Source organism: Pseudorhizobium marinum, assembly GCF_000705355.1.
Lineage (GTDB): Bacteria > Pseudomonadota > Alphaproteobacteria > Rhizobiales > Rhizobiaceae > Neorhizobium > Neorhizobium pelagicum.
On the sequence record NZ_JMQK01000002.1, the window covers coordinates 142,839 to 158,817 of the forward strand.

Genomic DNA, 15,979 nt, shown 5'->3' on the forward strand with positions numbered 1-15,979 from the left:
CCTAGCCGGCGATCGGTCCATCGACGGCCGGTGCCGGCTCGCCACTCCAGGTCAGCCGGTAGACATCGCCCTGCCGCACCGATTGCACCGCCGCCGGCCGCAGCACGGCAAAGCAGGTGCCGCCGGCATGACGGACGGACGGGTAGAGAATGCCGTTCAGACCCTGGGCACGGGCCCGGTCGGCCAGCAGGTTGCCCACCGGGTATCCGGTCTGGATGTCCGGGGCCAGCGCCGCGTGATCCGGACGCGCCTCCAGATCGAGGAACTCCCCCGACAGGCTGCAGAACATCTCCGCATATTCGACCACGGCTTCGAATTCGCCGGTCCGGGCCAGAAATTCGGTCATGTGGAAGGTGATCTCGGCAAGGCAGGTCTCGACCGCAAGCGCCGCGTACCAGGCGCCACGGTTTTCTCCGTTGAAGCGGCCCGGCTCGCGCGGTTTGGCGTAGGCAAAGCTTGCGTTGATGAAATGCGCATGCGGCACATCGTAGACCAGTTCCTGCGCGGAAAGGCCGGAGATTCCGGTCGTCTGCGCCATGGTCCGGCTGCTTGTCGCACCCTCGATCTCGGCCAGTTGCGCCAGTTCGTCCTCGTCATCGACGAGGGGCGCCAGGACCGGCTGCCGCAGCCGCGCCGTCGAGACCAGCCGCACCGTCTTCGGATAGGCGACGGTGGCGACCGGAATGCCATCGATGTCCACCTACAATCCCCCGCGCACCGCATCGACATAGCGGCGGACATCGAGCATCAGCGGGATGCCGCCATCCATCATGGCGGCAACCGGGCTGCGGCCCTGGAAGATCGGGCCGGAATTGGGCAGGAGCAGCCAGCGGTCGGCCATGGCATCGGCAAACAACAGATGCAGGCCCTTGTAGATTCCGGTGAGGATCGAGATGCGGGTCATCTGGTCCTGGGTCAGCGAGCGTGCCCGGCCCTCTGGTTTCAGGCGCTCCCAGGTGCTGACGGAGACGCCGAGGAGGGCTGCGGCCTGGGCTGCGGTGAGGCCCCATTGCTCCACCAGGCGGCGATAGGCCTTGAGGGCGGTGGCTGCGAGGCGGTCGCGGTCAGCCTCGGCTGCAAATCCCTGACGTCCTGGCGCGGACGCTCTGGTCACAAGTTCCACCGGTTGAACCATGGATGTTATCTCCGTCATCTGACGGATCCTATATATGTCATTTGAGGGAAATCTTCCAGTCTCGGCAGGCATGCGCTGCTATCCGCGCCATCCGTCCAGAAAATTGAGCCGCTCGACGCCGGCGAATTTCGCCACGCGCGTAAGCTCGGCTTCGAGCTTCTCCAGCCGGCCACTGGAGGCGCGCACGCCCGGCTCCAGCCAGAGCCGGCGGATGTCGAGGCTGCCGGCCTTGCGGTCGGCCTTCATGTCGATGCGGCCGATCATGCGGTCGCCCTCGATCAGCGGGAAGACGTAGTAGCCGTATTGCCGTTTCGGCTCGGGCACGAAGATCTCGATGCGGTAGCTGAAATCAAACAGCCGTTCGGCGCGGTTGCGGTCGCGCAGCAGCGGGTCGAAGGGGCTCAGCACCCGCACCCGTGCCGGTGGTTCGGGAATGTCTCCGAGATGCGTGGGGAAGCCCTCGAAGGCAAACGTCGTGCGGGGGCGGCCGCCTTTGGCGTTCTCGACAGTGACCTCCGTCAACTCCTCGCGATGGCTGTCGACCCAGTCCCTTGCCTCCTGCGGGGTGACGAGATCCCAGAAGGCTGCAATTTCGCCGTGGGTGGCAAAGCCCAGCCGCTGGAGGGCGCTGCGGCAGGCCCAGTCGACGAACTCCGCGTGGTCGACCTCCGGCGCGTAGTGATGGGCCGGCAGCACGCGTTCGGTCAGGTCGTAGATCTTCTGGAAGTTGACGCGGCCGGCGATCGCCAGCTTTCCCGTGTGCCAGTAGTATTCGAGTGCCGTCTTGTTCGGGTGCCAGTTCCACCAGCCGCCGGACCTGTGCTCCTCGGCCTTCATCTCGCGTGACATGATCGGGCCGGCGTCAACGATCCGCTGATATGTTTCCTCGAATGCGCTGTCGAAATCCTCCCCCTGCCATTTGCGCCAGCGTTCGCCGATGACGGCCTCGCGGCGGCGGAAGCGGTGCTTCCAGTAGCGGAAAAAGGCGGCGGGAATGATCGACGCGTCGTGCGTCCAGTGCTCGAAGAGTTCGCCGTCCTTCTCCAGCAGTTGTTGCAGGTGTTCGCGGCGGTAGGTCTGGCTGCGGGAAAACAGGATCATCTGATGGGCGCGGTCGACGGTCGCGATGCTGTCGATCTGCACGAAGCCGAGCTTGTCGATCAGGGCCAGCAGTCCTGCCTTGTCGAGGCTGCGAGAGGGCGGCAGGGAAAGGCCCTGCCGTTCCAGAAAGATTTTTCGCGCCTGCTCGTTGCTCAGAAGAATCGCCATGCGCTGGAGAGTAGGCCGAAGGCGTGGCGGCTGCAATGTTCACGGTCTGTTTTGCGTTCCCCTCCCCGTCCATCCGGTCTATAGCAGCCGTCGACACATGAGGGTTGGACGTGGACATCCGTTTCGAACAGGCCGGCGCGCGCTTTGAAGGGCGCCTTGCGGTGGAACCGCTGACGATTTCGCTGACGGAACGGCGGATCGGCATCATCGGGCTGAACGGCTCCGGCAAGACGACGTTTGCCCGGATGATCAACGGGCTGGTGACCCCGAGCATGGGCCGCGTCACCGTCAACGGCGTCGATACCGTCGATGATCCCGAGGCGGTGCGCAGCCAGGTGGGCTTCATTTTCCAGAACCCGCAGAACCAGATCATCCTGCCGATCCTGCGCGAGGACATTGCGCTGGGCCTGAAGAGCCGGCGGCTGCCAGAGGCGGCGGTGGAGGCTGCCGTTCAAGGCATCCTCGGCCGGTTCGACATCGGGCATCTGGCGGGACGGCGTGCCCACGAGCTTTCGGGCGGGGAGCTGCAGCTGGCGGCACTCGCCTCGGTGCTGGTGACGGAACCGCAGATCGTGATCCTCGACGAGCCGACCAACCAGCTCGACCTGAAGAACCGGGCACTCGTCGAGGCGACGCTCAACGGGCTCGACGAGAGCGTGCTCGTTATCAGTCACGACCTCGCGCTGATTGCCGATTTCGATCGCGTGCTCCTGTTTCATGAAGGACGCCTCCTCACGGACGGGCTGCCTTCGGAGGTGATCGCGCGCTACCGGGAGGTCGCGACGCTATGAATTCGCTCTATGTCGAGGGCGACAGCTTTCTCCACCGGCTGCCGCCGGGCCTGAAGCTGCTGCTGCTGCTGGCGGTGAGCCTTGCCCTCTTCCTCACCCGCTCGCCGCTCTTCCTCGGCTGCGCTGGGGCTGCCGGCGTGCTTCTCTACGCGTCGCTCGGCATCGGCTGGCGGCAGAGCTGGATACGTCTGCGGCCGATCCTGCTGACGATCGCGATCGTGGCGCTGGCGACACTGCTGCTGGAATCGGTGGAAGACGGGATCGTCGCGCTGTTGCGCCTGACGACGCTGATGCTGGTGGCGGCGGCCGTGACTGCGACGACGCCCGTCGGCGCCTTCATCGATGCCGTGACCCGTGCAGCCCTGCCACTGGAAAAGCTGGGACTGGTCAGGGCCTCGGATATCGGGCTTGCGGTTGGCCTGGTGATCCGCTTCGTCCCGGAGGTCATTTCCCGCTATCAGGCGCTTCGCACGGCCCATCAGGCCCGTGGCCTGAAGGTGCGGCCAACGACGATGATCGTGCCGCTGATCATCCAGACGCTGAAGTCCGCCGACGAAATCGCTGCGGCGATTGACGCGCGCGGCATACGCGGGCAAAAACGCCCGCACAAAATCTAGGAGCATACCCATGTCGACACGCGACCTCGTCCTTGCCGCCCTCTTTGCCGCCATCATCGTGGCCCTCGGGCTTCTGCCGCCGATCATGCTCGGCTTCATCCCGGTGCCGATCACGGCACAGTCGATGGGCGTGATGCTGGCGGGCGTCATCCTCGGCGCGCGGCGCGGCACGGTTGCGGTTCTCCTCGTCCTGCTGCTGGCGGCGATCGGCCTGCCGGTGCTGTCGGGCGGCCGTGGTGGTCTCGCCGTCTTCGCGGCGCCGACGACCGGCTATCTGATCGGCTGGGTGTTTGCCGCCTTCGTCACCGGCGCGCTGGCCGAGCGCCTGGTCCGTCCGGCGCAGGGTGCCCTTGCGCAGAGCCTCGGCTTTTTTGCCGCCGCCGTCGCCGGCGGCGTGGTGGTGCTTTACGCCTTCGGCATCACCTATCTGGCGGTCGTCACCGGCATCGACTTCGGCAAGGCCTTCCTCGGCTCGATGGCCTTCATCCCCGGCGACCTGATCAAGGCTGCTGTCGCAGCACTCGCTGCCCGCGCCGTCATGGCCGGCTACCCGCTCCTGCCGGCCAGGGCCTGATCACCGCACCGGCTCGATCTCGATCTCGGTTCCGGCATACCAGTCGGCGACGGCGCGGATTTCCGCGTCCGTCAGCCCGGCGGCAATCTCCGACATCACCGGATGCTGGCGTTTGCCACCGCGGAAGGCCTTGAGTTGGGTGGCGATGTAGATCGCGTTCTCGCCGGCGAGATGGGGCGCGTCTTCGATGACCGCCAGGCCGTCGGCACCGTGACAGGAGACGCAGGCTTCCGGCGCCGCCTCTCCGGCAGGGCCGGGCGGCGGTCGGGCCGTCACCGTCTGCGCCGCATACCACGCGGAGAGATCGGCGATCTCCTGGTCATCGAGCCCCTTGGCCACCACCGACATCATCTCGTGCGTCCGCGACCCGTCGCGAAAGGCGGTGAGCTGGTGGCTCAGATAGGCCGCGCTCTCGCCGCCGATATGCGGTGCGATGGGGATGCGAGCTTTTCCCTCCAGTCCATGGCAGGTGCGGCACATTCCGGCCTTGCCGCGACCGGCCGCGGGATCCCCCACCACGGCCTGCGCCAGGGCAGTGGACGACAGGATGCCCTGGGCGAGGAAAACCCCGCCCAGGGCAAAGAGCCAGCGGCCGCGCATCAGCTGCCCTCGTACCAGATGCGGTAGATGGCGCCGGCCAGGTCGTCGGAGACAAGCAGCGAGCCGTCGCGCAGCTGCGCCACGTCTGCCGGGCGGCCCAGGTATTCCCCGTTCTCGTCGATCCAGCCATGGGCGAAGGGCTCGCTGGTGGTCTTGCCCTCCTCGTCGATGAAGGTCACCATGACGCGGGCGCCGACCGGCGTGGTGCGGTTCCACGAGCCGTGCTGGGCCGAGAAGATCGCATTCCGGTATTTCTCCGGGAACATGCCGCCGGTGTAGAAGGTCATGCCGAGATCGGCGGCATGGGCGTCCATCTCGGCCGCCGGCATGACAGCCTCGACCGGCACTTCCTGGCCCTCGTATTCCGTGGTCCGTACCGAGCCGCCGCCATACCAGGGATGCCCGAAGTTCTGGCCTGCCGCGGTCTGGCGGTTGATCTCGCCGGGCGGTATGTCATCGCCCATGCCATCCACCTGATTGTCGGTGAACCAGAGTTCACCCGTCTCCGGATGAAAATCGTGGCCGACGGAGTTGCGGATGCCACGGGTAAAGACCTCGCGGCCCGTCCCGTCGGTATTGATGCGAATGATGCCGCCGATGCCCCACTTTGCGAATTCGTCCAGGCTTTCGGCGGGGGCGACGTTGAACGGCTGGCCGAGCGAGATGTAAACCTTGCCATCCGGCCCCACCTTGCAGACGCGGGCGGTGTGGTTGAAACTCTCGTGCTCGGGCGGGATCAGCTCACCCTGCTTGATCAGGTTGAAGGCCGCCACATCCGGGCTCTCGTAGAAGAACTCGGCGGCCGGAAACAGCAGGACACGGTTCTGCTCGGCGATGTAGAGGAAGCCGTCCTTGGAAAAGCACGGGCCGTTCGGGATCGAGAAGGTCAGCGAAGGCGCGAAGTCCTTGACCTCGTCGGCGACGCGATCCTTGTTGCGGTCGGTGACCGCCCAGACCTTGTCCTTGCGGGTGCCGACGAAGGTGACGATCCCCTGCGGCCCGACCGCCATGTGGCGGGCATCGGGCACGACCGCATAGAGCGCGATCTTGAAGCCCGGCGGCAGCTCGATCCGCTCCAGGTTCTTCTTGATCCCGTCGGCATACTCCCCCTTCTGCTCGATCATGGTGAATTCCGTCGTGCCCGTGGACTGGAAATTCGACAGCTTCTCGAGGTTGTCGGGCACGGCAGGCGTTTGCGCGTGAGCAAGGCTCGTCGCAAGGGCGAGCGCCGCCACGGATGACATCAGGTATTTCATGATTTCCTCCCAGATTATTTGTTACGTCATGCGCATGCGCACGCCACGCGTTGGAGGCGTGCCGGAGTACATTCTTGTCATGTCGTCTTAATCAGGATGCGGTAGCGCAGATGCCTCCCAACACGCGCTACCGGCCTAGTTAGGAACCGAATTTCCCGGATGTCAATTCGAAGATTGCACTCGGGCAATCCGGAAGACAGGCGTGCCGATGCGAAGAGGGATTGGCCACGCCCGCTTGCCTGGGCCGGCGCTTGTGCCGCCGGGCCTCACGACCTCAGTCGAGGAACTGATAGAGCCAGTCGCGAAGGTCTTCGGGCAGCGCCACCGGCTCCTTCTTCTCCCGGTCGCAGGCGGTCCAGACGATTTCGGCTTCCGCGACCTCGTCGTTGCCGCGCGTCATGCGCACGATGAAGCCTGCAGACTTGACGCCGATCTTGCTGACATGGACGTCCATGCGCACCGCATCGCCGAGGCGCAGCGCTGCATGAAAGGTGCAGGTGACCTTGGCAAAGGTGAAATGCGGATCGCCCTTGGAGGCAGGACGCCTGGCCCAGAAGGTTGCGAGCGCCTCCTCGGCGCGGTGGACATAGACGGCCCGATACATCTCCCCGTGCATGTCCACGTCGCGGAACGGTACCTCGAACTCCAGAAATCCTACAGGCTCTTTGTTCACGCTACCTCCAGCAACACCCGTGATCATGTAAGCCCATTCCTTCCGGCTTCACAAGCGCGGCTGCAGCCGCAGCTTGAAAAGCCGGGCGATCTGCGCCATGTCGTGGCAAACGGAGATGCCCCGCCGATGTCCACCCGCCTCTACGAGCACGATATCTTCCTGGAGCACCGCACGCCGGAGGGACATCCGGAACGGGCGGACCGCCTCCGGTCTCTGGCGATCGCCCTGCAGCATCCCAACTTCGACAAGCTCGACCGGAAGAAGGCGCCGCAGGCGAACGAGGATGCGGTGCTGCTCGCCCATCCGGAGGAACACCTGTTTTCCGTCATGCGCGAGATCCCGGAAGACGACGAGATCCGCCAGATCGAGGCCGATACCTATGTGGGACCGAAGAGCCTGCAGGCGGCGCTGACTGGGATTGGTGGTGCGATGGCCGCCGTCGACGACGTCTTCACCGGTCAGGCAGACAATGTCTTCGTCGCCGCACGACCGCCGGGGCACCATGCGGAAAAGACCAAGGCGATGGGCTTCTGCCTGTTCAACAACGCCGCGATTGCCGCCCGCCACGCCCAGCAGACCTATGGCGTCGAGCGTGTGGCCATCGTCGATTGGGACGTGCACCACGGCAACGGCACCCAGGACATTTTCTGGGACGATCCCTCCGTGCTGTTCTGCTCGACGCACCAGATGCCGCTCTACCCGTGGACCGGCGCGCGCGACGAGACCGGCACGAAGGGCAATATCGTCAATGCGCCGCTGGAGGCCAATTCCGCGAGCGAACATTTCCGCGACGCCTTCAAGACCCGGGTCCTGCCGGCGCTGGAGAACTTCCGCCCGGATTTCCTGATCATTTCGGCAGGCTTCGACGCCCACCACCGCGATCCGCTGGCGCAGATCAACCTCGTCGGCGACGATTTCGACTGGGCAACGGGGCGGCTGATGGAGATCGCCGGCAAGTATTCCGGCAACAGGCTTATCAGCCTGCTGGAGGGCGGATATGATCTGGAAGGGCTCGCCGAATCGGCGGGGCTGCACATTTGCCGACTGATGAAGGGCTGAAGATGACCGAAACCACCGAGACCCTCGATGTCAGCGGCTACACGTTCGAGAAGGCCGTCGCAGAGCTGGAGAGCATCGTTGCCCGGCTGGAACGCGGCGACGTGGCGCTGGACGAGTCGATCGCCATCTATGAGCGTGGCGAGGCCTTGAAGAAGCACTGCGAGAAGCTTCTGACGGCCGCCGAGAACCGCATCGAGAAGATCCGCCTCGACCGCGCCGGCAAGCCGCAGGGCGTCGAGCCGCTCGACGGCGACGACACCCTGCGATAGTTTAAGCTTTCAGCATCTTTGCCCGTCTGTCGCCACAAAGCGATTGACGGGCTCTGCCCGCCTCACCATGATAGCGTATCTGAGTGATTGCTTTTGGGAGGAACAATCGTGAAATCAAACAAATTCAAATTCATGCTCGCCGCCACGCTGGCTGTTTCCGCAACCTTTGCGGCGACCGGCGCACGGGCGCAGGAATTCATCAACGTGCTGACGGGCGGCACGTCCGGCGTCTATTATCCGCTCGGCGTCGCGCTGTCGGAGATCTACGGCGAAAACATCGAAGGCTCGCGCACCCAGGTGCAGGCCACCAAGGCCTCCGTGGAAAACCTCAACCTGCTGCAGGCAGGCCGCGGCGAGATCGGCTTCTCGCTCGGCGATTCCGTGCAGATGGCCTGGGAAGGCGATACCGAGGCCGGCTTCCCCGGCAAGCTCGACAAGCTGCGCGGCATCGCCGGCATCTATCCGAACTACATCCAGATCGTCGCCAGCCAGGAGTCCGGCGTCAAGACGCTGGCGGACCTCAAGGGCAAGAGCCTCTCGGTCGGCGCCCCGAAGTCCGGCACCGAGATCAATGCCCGCGCCATCTTCGAGGCTGCCGGCATGTCCTACGAGGATCTCGGCAAGACCGAGTATCTGCCGTTCGCCGAATCGGTCGAACTGATCAAGAACCGCCAGCTCGACGCGACCCTGCAGTCGGCCGGTCTCGGCGTCGCCTCGATCCGCGACCTTGCAACTTCGCTCCCGATCACCGTCGTCGCCGTTCCGGCCGCGGAAGTGGAAAAGATCGGTGCGCCCTATCTGCCGGTCGTCATCCCCGCCGGCACCTACGACGGACAGACGGAAGACGTGCCGACCGCAGCCGTCGGCAACTTCCTGATCACCCATGACGGCGTGCCGGAAGAAACCGTCTACCAGATGACCAAGCTGCTCTTCGAAAACCTCGACCGCCTGGCCGCATCGCATGCCGCCGCGAAGGGCATCGATCCCAAGAAGGCTCTCGACGGGATGCCCGTGCCGCTGCACCCGGGCGCCGAGCGTTACTACAAAGAAGCCGGCCTGATGCAGTAATCCTGCATCGCCTCTCCATCCCCGCGGACGTGAGACACGCCGCGGGGATTTGTATTTGCAGAGACAGGTCGAGGGACGAATGAGCGATCTCGCAGCAGTGGAAACCAAGCCTGCACCAAAATCGGTGGAGGAAGCGATCGAGGGCCTTCCGGCGGGCTTCGGCGATGGCATAGGCGGAAGGATCGCCTTCTGGATCGCCTTCACCTTCTCGCTTTTCCAGCTCTGGACCGCAGCCTACGGCACGTTGCCGAGCCAGGTGGTGCGCGCCATGCACGTCGGGTTCCTGCTGCTGCTCGGCTTTGCGCTGATCGGCAACCTGGTGGCGAAGACACGACCCGGAAAGCTGTGGTTCTGGGCGCTCGGGATCACCGGCTTCCTGACCGGCATCTACAACTGGGTGTTCTACGAACAGCTGATCCTGCGCAGCGGCTTCCACACGGCGCTCGACCTGACGGTCGCGACGGTGATGATCGTGCTGGTGTTTGAAGCCGCCCGGCGGCTGATGGGCCTGCCGCTCACGACGATCGCGGCGATCTTCCTGATCTACTGCTTCTTCGGCCAGTATTTCCCGGCGCCCTTCATCCACCGCGGCTACGACTTCGAACTGATCATCGAGCATTTCGGCTTCGGCACCGAGGGCATCTACGGCACGCCGATCTATGTCTCGGCCGCCTATATCTTCATCTTCGTGGTCTTTGCCGCCTTCCTCGAGCGGGCCGGCATGCTGGCGCTCTTCAATGATTTCGCGCTCGGCCTCGTCGGCTCCTGGCGCGGCGGTCCGGCGCAGGTCTGCGTCCTCTCCTCGGCGCTGATGGGCACGATTTCGGGCTCAGGCGTCGCCAATGTGGTGGCCAGCGGCCAGTTCACCATTCCGCTGATGAAGCGTTTCGGCTTCCGCTCGTCGTTTGCCGGCGGCGTCGAGGCGACCTCTTCCATGGGCGGACAGATCATGCCGCCGGTGATGGGCGCCGTCGCCTTCATCATGGCGGAGACGCTGAACCTGCCCTATGCCGACATCGTCAAGGCCGCGCTCATTCCGGCCATCCTCTACTTCGGCGTCTGCTTCTGGACCGTCTATCTGGAGGCGGGCAAGGCCGGGTTGAGCGGAATGAGCAAGGCGGAACTTCCCAATCCCTGGCTCGCCGTCAAGGAGCACTGGCCGCTGGTCCTGCCGCTCGGCGCGCTCGTCTACCTGCTGTTTGCCGGCTACACGCCGATCTTCGCCGGCACGATGGGGCTGGCGCTCGTCGTGGTGCTGATCCTCGGCATGCCGATTGCCGCGCGCATCGGACCCTTCGCCTTCCGCGTCGTCTTCTGGCTGGCGCTCGGTCTTGCGGCGGCGTCCTTCCTGGAGTTCGGGGTGGACCTGCTGCTGTTCGTCATCCTCGGGCTGATTGCCGTCTGCTTCTTCATCAACGGCGGCCGCGAGACGCTTGGCATCTGCCGTGACGCCATGGCCGAGGGCGCCAAGAACGCGCTGCCCGTCGGCATCGCCTGCGCCATCGTCGGCATCGTCATCGGCACGCTGACGCTGACCGGCATCGCCTCGACCTTCATCGGCTTCATCATCCGGGTGGGCGAAGACAGCCTGTTCCTGTCGCTCGTGCTGACGATGATCACCTGCCTCATCCTCGGCATGGGCATTCCGACGATCCCCAACTACATCATCACCTCGTCGCTCGCCGGCCCTGCCCTGCTGGAACTCGGCGTGCCGCTGCTGGTCAGCCACATGTTCGTCTTCTACTTCGGCATCATGGCCGATCTGACGCCGCCGGTCGCGCTCGCCTGCTTTGCGGCGGCGCCGATGGCAAAGACCTCCGGGCTGAAGATATCGATACAGGCGACGAAGCTCGCGCTCGCCGGCTTCATCGTGCCGTTCATGGCCGTCTACACGCCGTCGCTCATGCTGCAGGACGCGGGGCCGATTGCCGCCGCCTGGGGGTATCCGGTGGAAGTGGCTTACGTCTTCGCGAAAGCCTGCTTCGGCATCGCGCTCGGGGGCGCGGCGGTCGTCGGCTTCCTGTTTGCGCCGCTGGCGCTCTGGGAGCGGCTGCTGGCCTTTGCCGCCGGCGCCTGCACCATCATCGCGCTGCCGCTGACGGACGAGATCGGCTGGGTGCTCGGCATCACCGTCGTGGCGCAACACTGGTACCGGTCGCGCCGGAGCAACCGGGTCGCCGCGGCGCCATGAGTGCCGGCGTCGCCCTCTGCCTTCTCTCCGCGGGCAAGACGACGATGTTTGCCGCCTCGATCTTCACCCTCTCCTGGACCCACTCGGTACAGAAGACGGAATGGCGGGAGGAATGGTCGGTCACGCCGGCCGGCCTGCAACTGACGCAAGCTTCCGTAAAAGGCTCGGGCGCCGGGATGGAACCCGGCCCAGATGCCGTGTTGCGGGACGGCTGGTGGACATGGCAGCCGGACTTGCCGATACAGTCCCGCCTCAGCCTTGCCGCGTCCGGCGCCACAGGCGGTGGCTGGACGCTCTGCGCCGGGCCGGAGTGTCGTGAGATCGGCGCAGAGGCGGGCGAGACCGCCGTGCTCAGTCCGTGCCGATAGGCCCCAGGCCTGCCGGCGTCTTTGCAGCCGGATCACTCTGAGGTAACACGAGACAAACAGGAGGTATCGTCATGTGCGTCGCGTGCAACCACACCATCCATTCGGCCCAACACAATTTCGGCTGGAACAGGGATTTTCCGCCCGCGATCACGGCAAGGCCCGGCGAGACCATCCTGTTCGAATGCCTGGATTCCTCCGGCGGCCAGATCGGCGCGGATGCGACGCTGGAGACGCTGGCGAACCTCGACTTCGGCAGGATCAATCCGGTGTCGGGACCTGTCTACGTCGAGGGCGCGGAGCCCGGCGATGCGCTGAAGGTGACGATCAACAAGTTCCACCCCAGCGGCCATGGCTGGACCGCCAACATCCCCGGCTTCGGCCTGCTTGCCGACCACTTCGAGGATCCGGCGCTGCATGTCTGGAGCTATGACACACAATCGATGGCCCCGGCCGCCTTCGGCCCCGGCGGCAAGGTGCCGCTGAAGCCGTTCACCGGCACGATCGGCGTTGCCCCGGCAGAACCGGGACTGCATTCCGTCGTTCCGCCAAGGCGCGTCGGCGGCAACATGGATATCCGCGACCTGAGCGCCGGCGTCACGCTGTACCTGCCGATCGAATGCCAGGGAGCGCTGTTTTCCGTCGGCGATACGCATGCCGCACAGGGCGATGGCGAAGTCTGCGGCACAGCGATCGAAAGCCAGATGAACGTCGAGCTGACGCTCGATCTCGTCAAGGGCGCCAACCTGAAGACGCCGCGCTTTACCACAACGGGTCCCGTCACCCGCCACCTCGATGGCGCCGGCTACGAGGTGACGACCGGCATCGGCCCCGACCTGATGACGGGCGCCCGCGAGGCGCTGATGCGGATGATCGACCTGCTGGGCGCCGAGCATGGCATGAACCCGGTCGACGCCTATATGCTCTGCTCGGTCTGCGGAGACCTGCGCATCAGCGAGATCGTCGACCAGCCGAACTGGGTCGTCTGCTTCTACTTCCCGCGGATCGTGCTGTATTAAAGGCACAATCTGCCGTCACAGCGACGTCGCGCCCTCACGTCCCTGTTGCCGCTTGGCGGGGCGTCGCGCGGGGGCTAGGATCGGAGCAAACAGGAGACGACGATGTCCTTCTTTCCCGGCACCGATCCCGAGCCCGGCAACAGCTTCGCCTGCGATGCCATCGAGAACCTGATCATCCCGCGCTCCAGCGACATCGGCGGTTTTGCCGTGCGCCGGGCGCTGCCGTCGCGGCAGCGGCGGCTGGTCGGGCCGTTCATATTCTTCGACCGGATGGGACCGGCGCTGATGCGGGCGGGCGAAGCGCTGGACGTCAAGCCGCATCCCCATATCGGTTTGTCGACCGTGACCTATCTCTTCGACGGCGAGATCAAGCACCGCGACAGCCTCGGTACCGAACTGGTCATCAAGCCGGGCGACATCAACCTGATGACGGCCGGGCGCGGCATCGTCCATTCGGAGCGGACGCCGGAGAACCTGCGCGGCAAGCCGCTTTCGGTATCGGGATTGCAGACCTGGCTGGCGCTTCCCGACGACCGGGAGGAGATCGATCCTGCATTTTCCCACAGCGATGCCGGCACCATGCCGCTGATCGACAACGAAGGTGCGAAGGCTCGGGTGGTGATCGGCGATTTCGCCGGTCTGCGATCGCCGGTGCCGACCTTTACCGATACGCTCTACGTCGACCTGCGGCTCGAGCCGGGGCGCAGCTTTCCGTTCCCAGCCGCTCATGAAGAACGGGCAGTCTATGTGCTTGCGGGGGAACTTTCGGTGGCAGACGATGGTTTCGCTCCCAACCAACTTCTGGTTTTCCGACCGGGAGACGAGATCACGCTGAAAGCCGGACCTCAGGGCTGCCACATGATGCTGTTCGGCGGCGCGGCGCTCAACTCCAGGCGCTACATCTGGTGGAACTTCGTGTCCTCGTCGAAGGAGAGGATCGAGAAGGCGAAGGAGGAATGGCGCACGGGCCGCTTCGAGATCGTGCCGGGGGACGAGGAAGAGTTTGTCCCTTTGCCCGAGAAATGAAATCCGCTAAGGCAATTACTTGAAAAAGCCCGGTTCCTCCTCATGTTGGAGGACTACCCGCATCCGGAAAGAGCAGAAAAGGCCAGACTCCGTGACACCTCTCCCCCAGACGCCGCTGCTCGACACCGTCAAGTTTCCTGCAGACCTGCGGATGATCGAGGACCGCGACCTGCCGCGGCTGGCCCGCGAGCTTCGCGACGAGATGATCGACGCCGTCTCCAAGACGGGCGGCCACCTTGGCGCAGGCCTTGGTGTGGTCGAGCTTACCATTGCCATCCACAAGGTGTTCAACACGCCAGACGACCGACTGATCTTCGACGTCGGCCACCAGTGCTATCCGCACAAGATCCTGACGGGGCGGCGCGACCGCATCCGCACGCTCCGCCAGGAGAACGGAATTTCCGGCTTTACCCGGCGCGCCGAGAGCGAATACGACCCCTTCGGCGCCGCGCATTCCTCCACCTCGATCTCCGCCGGCCTCGGCATGGCCGTCGCCTCGGATCTGTCTGGATCGAAGCGCAACGTGATCTCGGTGATCGGCGACGGCGCCATGTCGGCCGGCATGGCCTATGAGGCGCTGAACAATGCCGGCGCGCTGGACGCCCGGCTTATCGTCATCCTCAACGACAACGACATGTCGATCGCGCCGCCGACCGGCGCCATGAGCGCCTATCTCGCCCGCCTTGCCTCGGGCCGCACCTACATGGGCGTGCGCGAGATCGGCAAGAAGCTCACCGCCTACCTCGGCAAGGGCGTCGATAGGGCGATCACCCGGGCAGTGGAACATGCGCGCGGCTATGTGACCGGCGGGACGATGTTCGAGGAGATGGGCTTCTACCATATCGGCCCGATCGACGGTCACTCCTTCGAGCACCTGCTGCCGGTGCTGCGCAATGTGCGCGACAATGCCCGCGGCCCGGTGCTGATCCATGTCTGCACCCAGAAGGGCAAAGGCTATCCGCCGGCGGAAGCGGCCGCCGACAAGTATCATGGCGTCAACAAGTTCGACGTCATCACCGGCACGCAGGCGAAGGCGAAGCCGAATGCGCCGAGCTATACGAGCGTCTTCGGCGAGGCTCTGGTGCAGGAGGCGCGGCTCGACGACAAGATCGTCGGCATCACCGCCGCCATGCCGAACGGCACGGGCATCGACAAGCTGGCGGAGATCTTCCCGGCGCGCACCTTCGACGTCGGCATTGCCGAGCAGCATGCCGTCACGTTTGCGGCCGGCCTCGCGACCGAGGGCTACAAGCCCTTCTGTGCCCTCTATTCGACCTTCCTGCAGCGCGGCTACGACCAGGTCGTCCACGACGTGGCGATCCAGGGCCTGCCGGTGCGCTTCCCCATCGACCGCGCCGGCTTTGTCGGCGCCGATGGCCCGACCCATGCCGGCTCCTTCGACACCACCTTCCTCGCCGCCCTGCCCGGCATGGTGGTGATGGCGGCCGCCGACGAGGCGGAGCTGAAGCACATGGTACGCACGGCCGCGGCCTATGACGAGGGCCCGATCTCCTTCCGCTACCCTCGCGGCGAAGGCGTGGGCGTCGAGATGCCGGAACGCGGCCAGATCCTGGAGATCGGCAAGGGCCGCATCGTCAAGGAAGGCTCCAAGGTTGCGCTCCTGTGCTTCGGGACACGATTGAAGGACTGTCTGCTGGCGGCAGAGGACCTCGATGCCGCAGGACTTTCCACCACGGTTGCCGATGCGCGCTTTGCCAAGCCGCTCGACCACGCGATGATCCGCCAGCTCTGCAGCCACCACGAGGTGCTGGTCACCATCGAGGAAGGCGCCGTCGGCGGCTTTGGCGCCCATGTGCTGCATTTCCTCGCCGCCGAGGGCAGGCTCGACCACGGGCTGAAGATCCGATCGCTGGTGCTGCCGGACGTCTGGATGGACCAGGCGAGCCCCGACGCCATGTACGCCAAGGCCGGCCTCGACCGCGCCGGCATCGTCACCACCGTCTTCAATGCGCTGGGCCAGAAGCAGGTGGGCATCGGCGCCGCCAGCTGACGGCTGGCCGTTTGCCGAAGCCTTAAATGAGAACGGCCGGAGCGACCGGCCGTTTT

17 protein-coding genes are annotated in these 15,979 nt (G+C 65.2%); 11 read left to right on the forward strand and 6 right to left on the reverse strand.

Going from position 1 to position 15,979, the window contains the following annotated elements; all coding sequences use genetic code 11:
* Position 1: 1 nt before the first annotated feature.
* Genes EO99_RS0102855 through EO99_RS0102865 form a run of 3 tightly spaced genes read right to left on the reverse strand, consistent with a single transcriptional unit; the run spans position 2 to position 2,404 of the window.
* Entirely contained in the window at positions 2 to 700 is a 699-nt protein-coding gene (locus tag EO99_RS0102855; RefSeq protein ID WP_029617137.1) for an RES family NAD+ phosphorylase, read from the reverse strand.
* Positions 701 to 1,153 carry an antitoxin Xre-like helix-turn-helix domain-containing protein gene (locus EO99_RS0102860; RefSeq protein ID WP_235776747.1) on the reverse strand — a complete coding sequence of 151 codons (453 nt, stop codon included), beginning with the start codon at positions 1,151 to 1,153 and terminating at the stop codon, positions 701 to 703.
* Between the two features lie 60 nt (positions 1,154 to 1,213).
* Positions 1,214 to 2,404, reverse strand: coding sequence for a winged helix-turn-helix domain-containing protein (locus tag EO99_RS0102865; protein WP_029617139.1), 1,191 nt, complete (start codon positions 2,402 to 2,404; stop codon positions 1,214 to 1,216).
* Between the two features lie 110 nt (positions 2,405 to 2,514).
* On the opposite strand from EO99_RS0102865, the gene EO99_RS0102870 reads away from it, so the two are divergent.
* Genes EO99_RS0102870 through EO99_RS0102880 form a run of 3 tightly spaced genes read left to right on the forward strand, consistent with a single transcriptional unit; the run spans position 2,515 to position 4,386 of the window.
* Positions 2,515 to 3,195, forward strand: a complete 681-nt coding sequence (locus EO99_RS0102870; protein ID WP_029617140.1) for an energy-coupling factor ABC transporter ATP-binding protein — start codon at positions 2,515 to 2,517, stop codon at positions 3,193 to 3,195.
* Positions 3,192 to 3,812: an energy-coupling factor transporter transmembrane component T family protein gene (locus tag EO99_RS0102875; protein ID WP_029617141.1), complete on the forward strand. Its 621-nt coding sequence runs from the start codon at positions 3,192 to 3,194 to the stop codon at positions 3,810 to 3,812. The genes EO99_RS0102870 and EO99_RS0102875 overlap by 4 nt, the downstream gene beginning before the upstream one ends.
* A 10-nt stretch (positions 3,813 to 3,822) precedes the next feature.
* The gene (locus tag EO99_RS0102880) at positions 3,823 to 4,386 is read left to right on the forward strand and encodes a biotin transporter BioY (protein WP_029617142.1); all 564 of its coding nucleotides are present in this window, start codon (positions 3,823 to 3,825) and stop codon (positions 4,384 to 4,386) included.
* Here the strand turns inward: EO99_RS0102880 and EO99_RS0102885 are convergent, their stop codons facing one another.
* The 3 genes from EO99_RS0102885 to EO99_RS0102895 form a co-directional block, all read right to left on the reverse strand.
* On the reverse strand, positions 4,387 to 4,986 hold the full coding sequence (locus EO99_RS0102885; RefSeq protein WP_029617143.1) for a c-type cytochrome: 600 nt from the start codon (positions 4,984 to 4,986) through the stop codon (positions 4,387 to 4,389). It lies immediately after the preceding gene.
* Positions 4,986 to 6,242, reverse strand: coding sequence for a PQQ-dependent sugar dehydrogenase (locus EO99_RS0102890; RefSeq protein ID WP_029617144.1), 1,257 nt, complete (start codon positions 6,240 to 6,242; stop codon positions 4,986 to 4,988). The genes EO99_RS0102885 and EO99_RS0102890 overlap by 1 nt, the downstream gene beginning before the upstream one ends.
* Before the next feature lie 274 nt (positions 6,243 to 6,516).
* Complete coding sequence (locus tag EO99_RS0102895; RefSeq protein ID WP_051679680.1) at positions 6,517 to 6,915, reverse strand: acyl-CoA thioesterase; 399 nt, start codon at positions 6,913 to 6,915, stop codon at positions 6,517 to 6,519.
* A 126-nt stretch (positions 6,916 to 7,041) separates the two neighbouring features.
* Between EO99_RS0102895 and EO99_RS0102900 the strand changes: the two genes are divergently transcribed.
* From EO99_RS0102900 to dxs, 8 genes are all read left to right on the forward strand, one after another.
* Complete coding sequence (locus tag EO99_RS0102900) at positions 7,042 to 7,974, forward strand: histone deacetylase family protein (protein WP_029617146.1); 933 nt, start codon at positions 7,042 to 7,044, stop codon at positions 7,972 to 7,974.
* 2 nt (positions 7,975 to 7,976) lie between these two features.
* Positions 7,977 to 8,243 carry an exodeoxyribonuclease VII small subunit gene (locus EO99_RS0102905; RefSeq protein ID WP_029617147.1) on the forward strand — a complete coding sequence of 89 codons (267 nt, stop codon included), beginning with the start codon at positions 7,977 to 7,979 and terminating at the stop codon, positions 8,241 to 8,243.
* A 132-nt stretch (positions 8,244 to 8,375) separates the two neighbouring features.
* On the forward strand, positions 8,376 to 9,311 hold the full coding sequence (locus EO99_RS0102910) for a TAXI family TRAP transporter solute-binding subunit (protein ID WP_156034619.1): 936 nt from the start codon (positions 8,376 to 8,378) through the stop codon (positions 9,309 to 9,311).
* Between the two features lie 79 nt (positions 9,312 to 9,390).
* On the forward strand, positions 9,391 to 11,502 hold the full coding sequence (locus tag EO99_RS0102915; RefSeq protein ID WP_051679681.1) for a TRAP transporter permease: 2,112 nt from the start codon (positions 9,391 to 9,393) through the stop codon (positions 11,500 to 11,502).
* Positions 11,499 to 11,870 (forward strand): DUF1850 domain-containing protein, encoded by a 372-nt coding sequence (locus EO99_RS0102920; protein ID WP_029617150.1) that lies wholly within the window; start codon positions 11,499 to 11,501, stop codon positions 11,868 to 11,870. The genes EO99_RS0102915 and EO99_RS0102920 overlap by 4 nt, the downstream gene beginning before the upstream one ends.
* Before the next feature lie 71 nt (positions 11,871 to 11,941).
* Positions 11,942 to 12,886 (forward strand): acetamidase/formamidase family protein, encoded by a 945-nt coding sequence (locus tag EO99_RS0102925; protein WP_029617151.1) that lies wholly within the window; start codon positions 11,942 to 11,944, stop codon positions 12,884 to 12,886.
* Positions 12,887 to 12,988: 102 nt separating this feature from the next.
* Positions 12,989 to 13,912: a pirin family protein gene (locus tag EO99_RS0102930; RefSeq protein WP_029617152.1), complete on the forward strand. Its 924-nt coding sequence runs from the start codon at positions 12,989 to 12,991 to the stop codon at positions 13,910 to 13,912.
* Positions 13,913 to 14,003: 91 nt separating this feature from the next.
* Positions 14,004 to 15,923 (forward strand): 1-deoxy-D-xylulose-5-phosphate synthase, encoded by a 1,920-nt coding sequence (gene dxs / locus EO99_RS0102935; protein WP_029617153.1) that lies wholly within the window; start codon positions 14,004 to 14,006, stop codon positions 15,921 to 15,923.
* Positions 15,924 to 15,979: the final 56 nt, after the last annotated feature.

Excerpts from the sequence above, each read along its gene's own strand:
- EO99_RS0102880 (WP_029617142.1), top strand. The coding sequence starts at position 3,823 with ATGTCGACACGCGACCTCGTCCTTGCCGCCCTCTTTGCCGCCATCATC.
- EO99_RS0102900 (WP_029617146.1), top strand. The coding sequence starts at position 7,042 with ATGTCCACCCGCCTCTACGAGCACGATATCTTCCTGGAGCACCGCACG.
- EO99_RS0102865 (WP_029617139.1), bottom strand. The coding sequence starts at position 2,404 with ATGGCGATTCTTCTGAGCAACGAGCAGGCGCGAAAAATCTTTCTGGAA.
- EO99_RS0102920 (WP_029617150.1), top strand. The coding sequence starts at position 11,499 with ATGAGTGCCGGCGTCGCCCTCTGCCTTCTCTCCGCGGGCAAGACGACG.
- EO99_RS0102860 (WP_235776747.1), bottom strand. The coding sequence starts at position 1,153 with ATGACGGAGATAACATCCATGGTTCAACCGGTGGAACTTGTGACCAGA.
- EO99_RS0102915 (WP_051679681.1), top strand. The coding sequence starts at position 9,391 with ATGAGCGATCTCGCAGCAGTGGAAACCAAGCCTGCACCAAAATCGGTG.
- EO99_RS0102910 (WP_156034619.1), top strand. The coding sequence starts at position 8,376 with ATGCTCGCCGCCACGCTGGCTGTTTCCGCAACCTTTGCGGCGACCGGC.
- EO99_RS0102890 (WP_029617144.1), bottom strand. The coding sequence starts at position 6,242 with ATGAAATACCTGATGTCATCCGTGGCGGCGCTCGCCCTTGCGACGAGC.
- EO99_RS0102875 (WP_029617141.1), top strand. The coding sequence starts at position 3,192 with ATGAATTCGCTCTATGTCGAGGGCGACAGCTTTCTCCACCGGCTGCCG.
- EO99_RS0102925 (WP_029617151.1), top strand. The coding sequence starts at position 11,942 with ATGTGCGTCGCGTGCAACCACACCATCCATTCGGCCCAACACAATTTC.
- EO99_RS0102905 (WP_029617147.1), top strand. The coding sequence starts at position 7,977 with ATGACCGAAACCACCGAGACCCTCGATGTCAGCGGCTACACGTTCGAG.
- EO99_RS0102885 (WP_029617143.1), bottom strand. The coding sequence starts at position 4,986 with ATGCGCGGCCGCTGGCTCTTTGCCCTGGGCGGGGTTTTCCTCGCCCAG.
- EO99_RS0102930 (WP_029617152.1), top strand. The coding sequence starts at position 12,989 with ATGTCCTTCTTTCCCGGCACCGATCCCGAGCCCGGCAACAGCTTCGCC.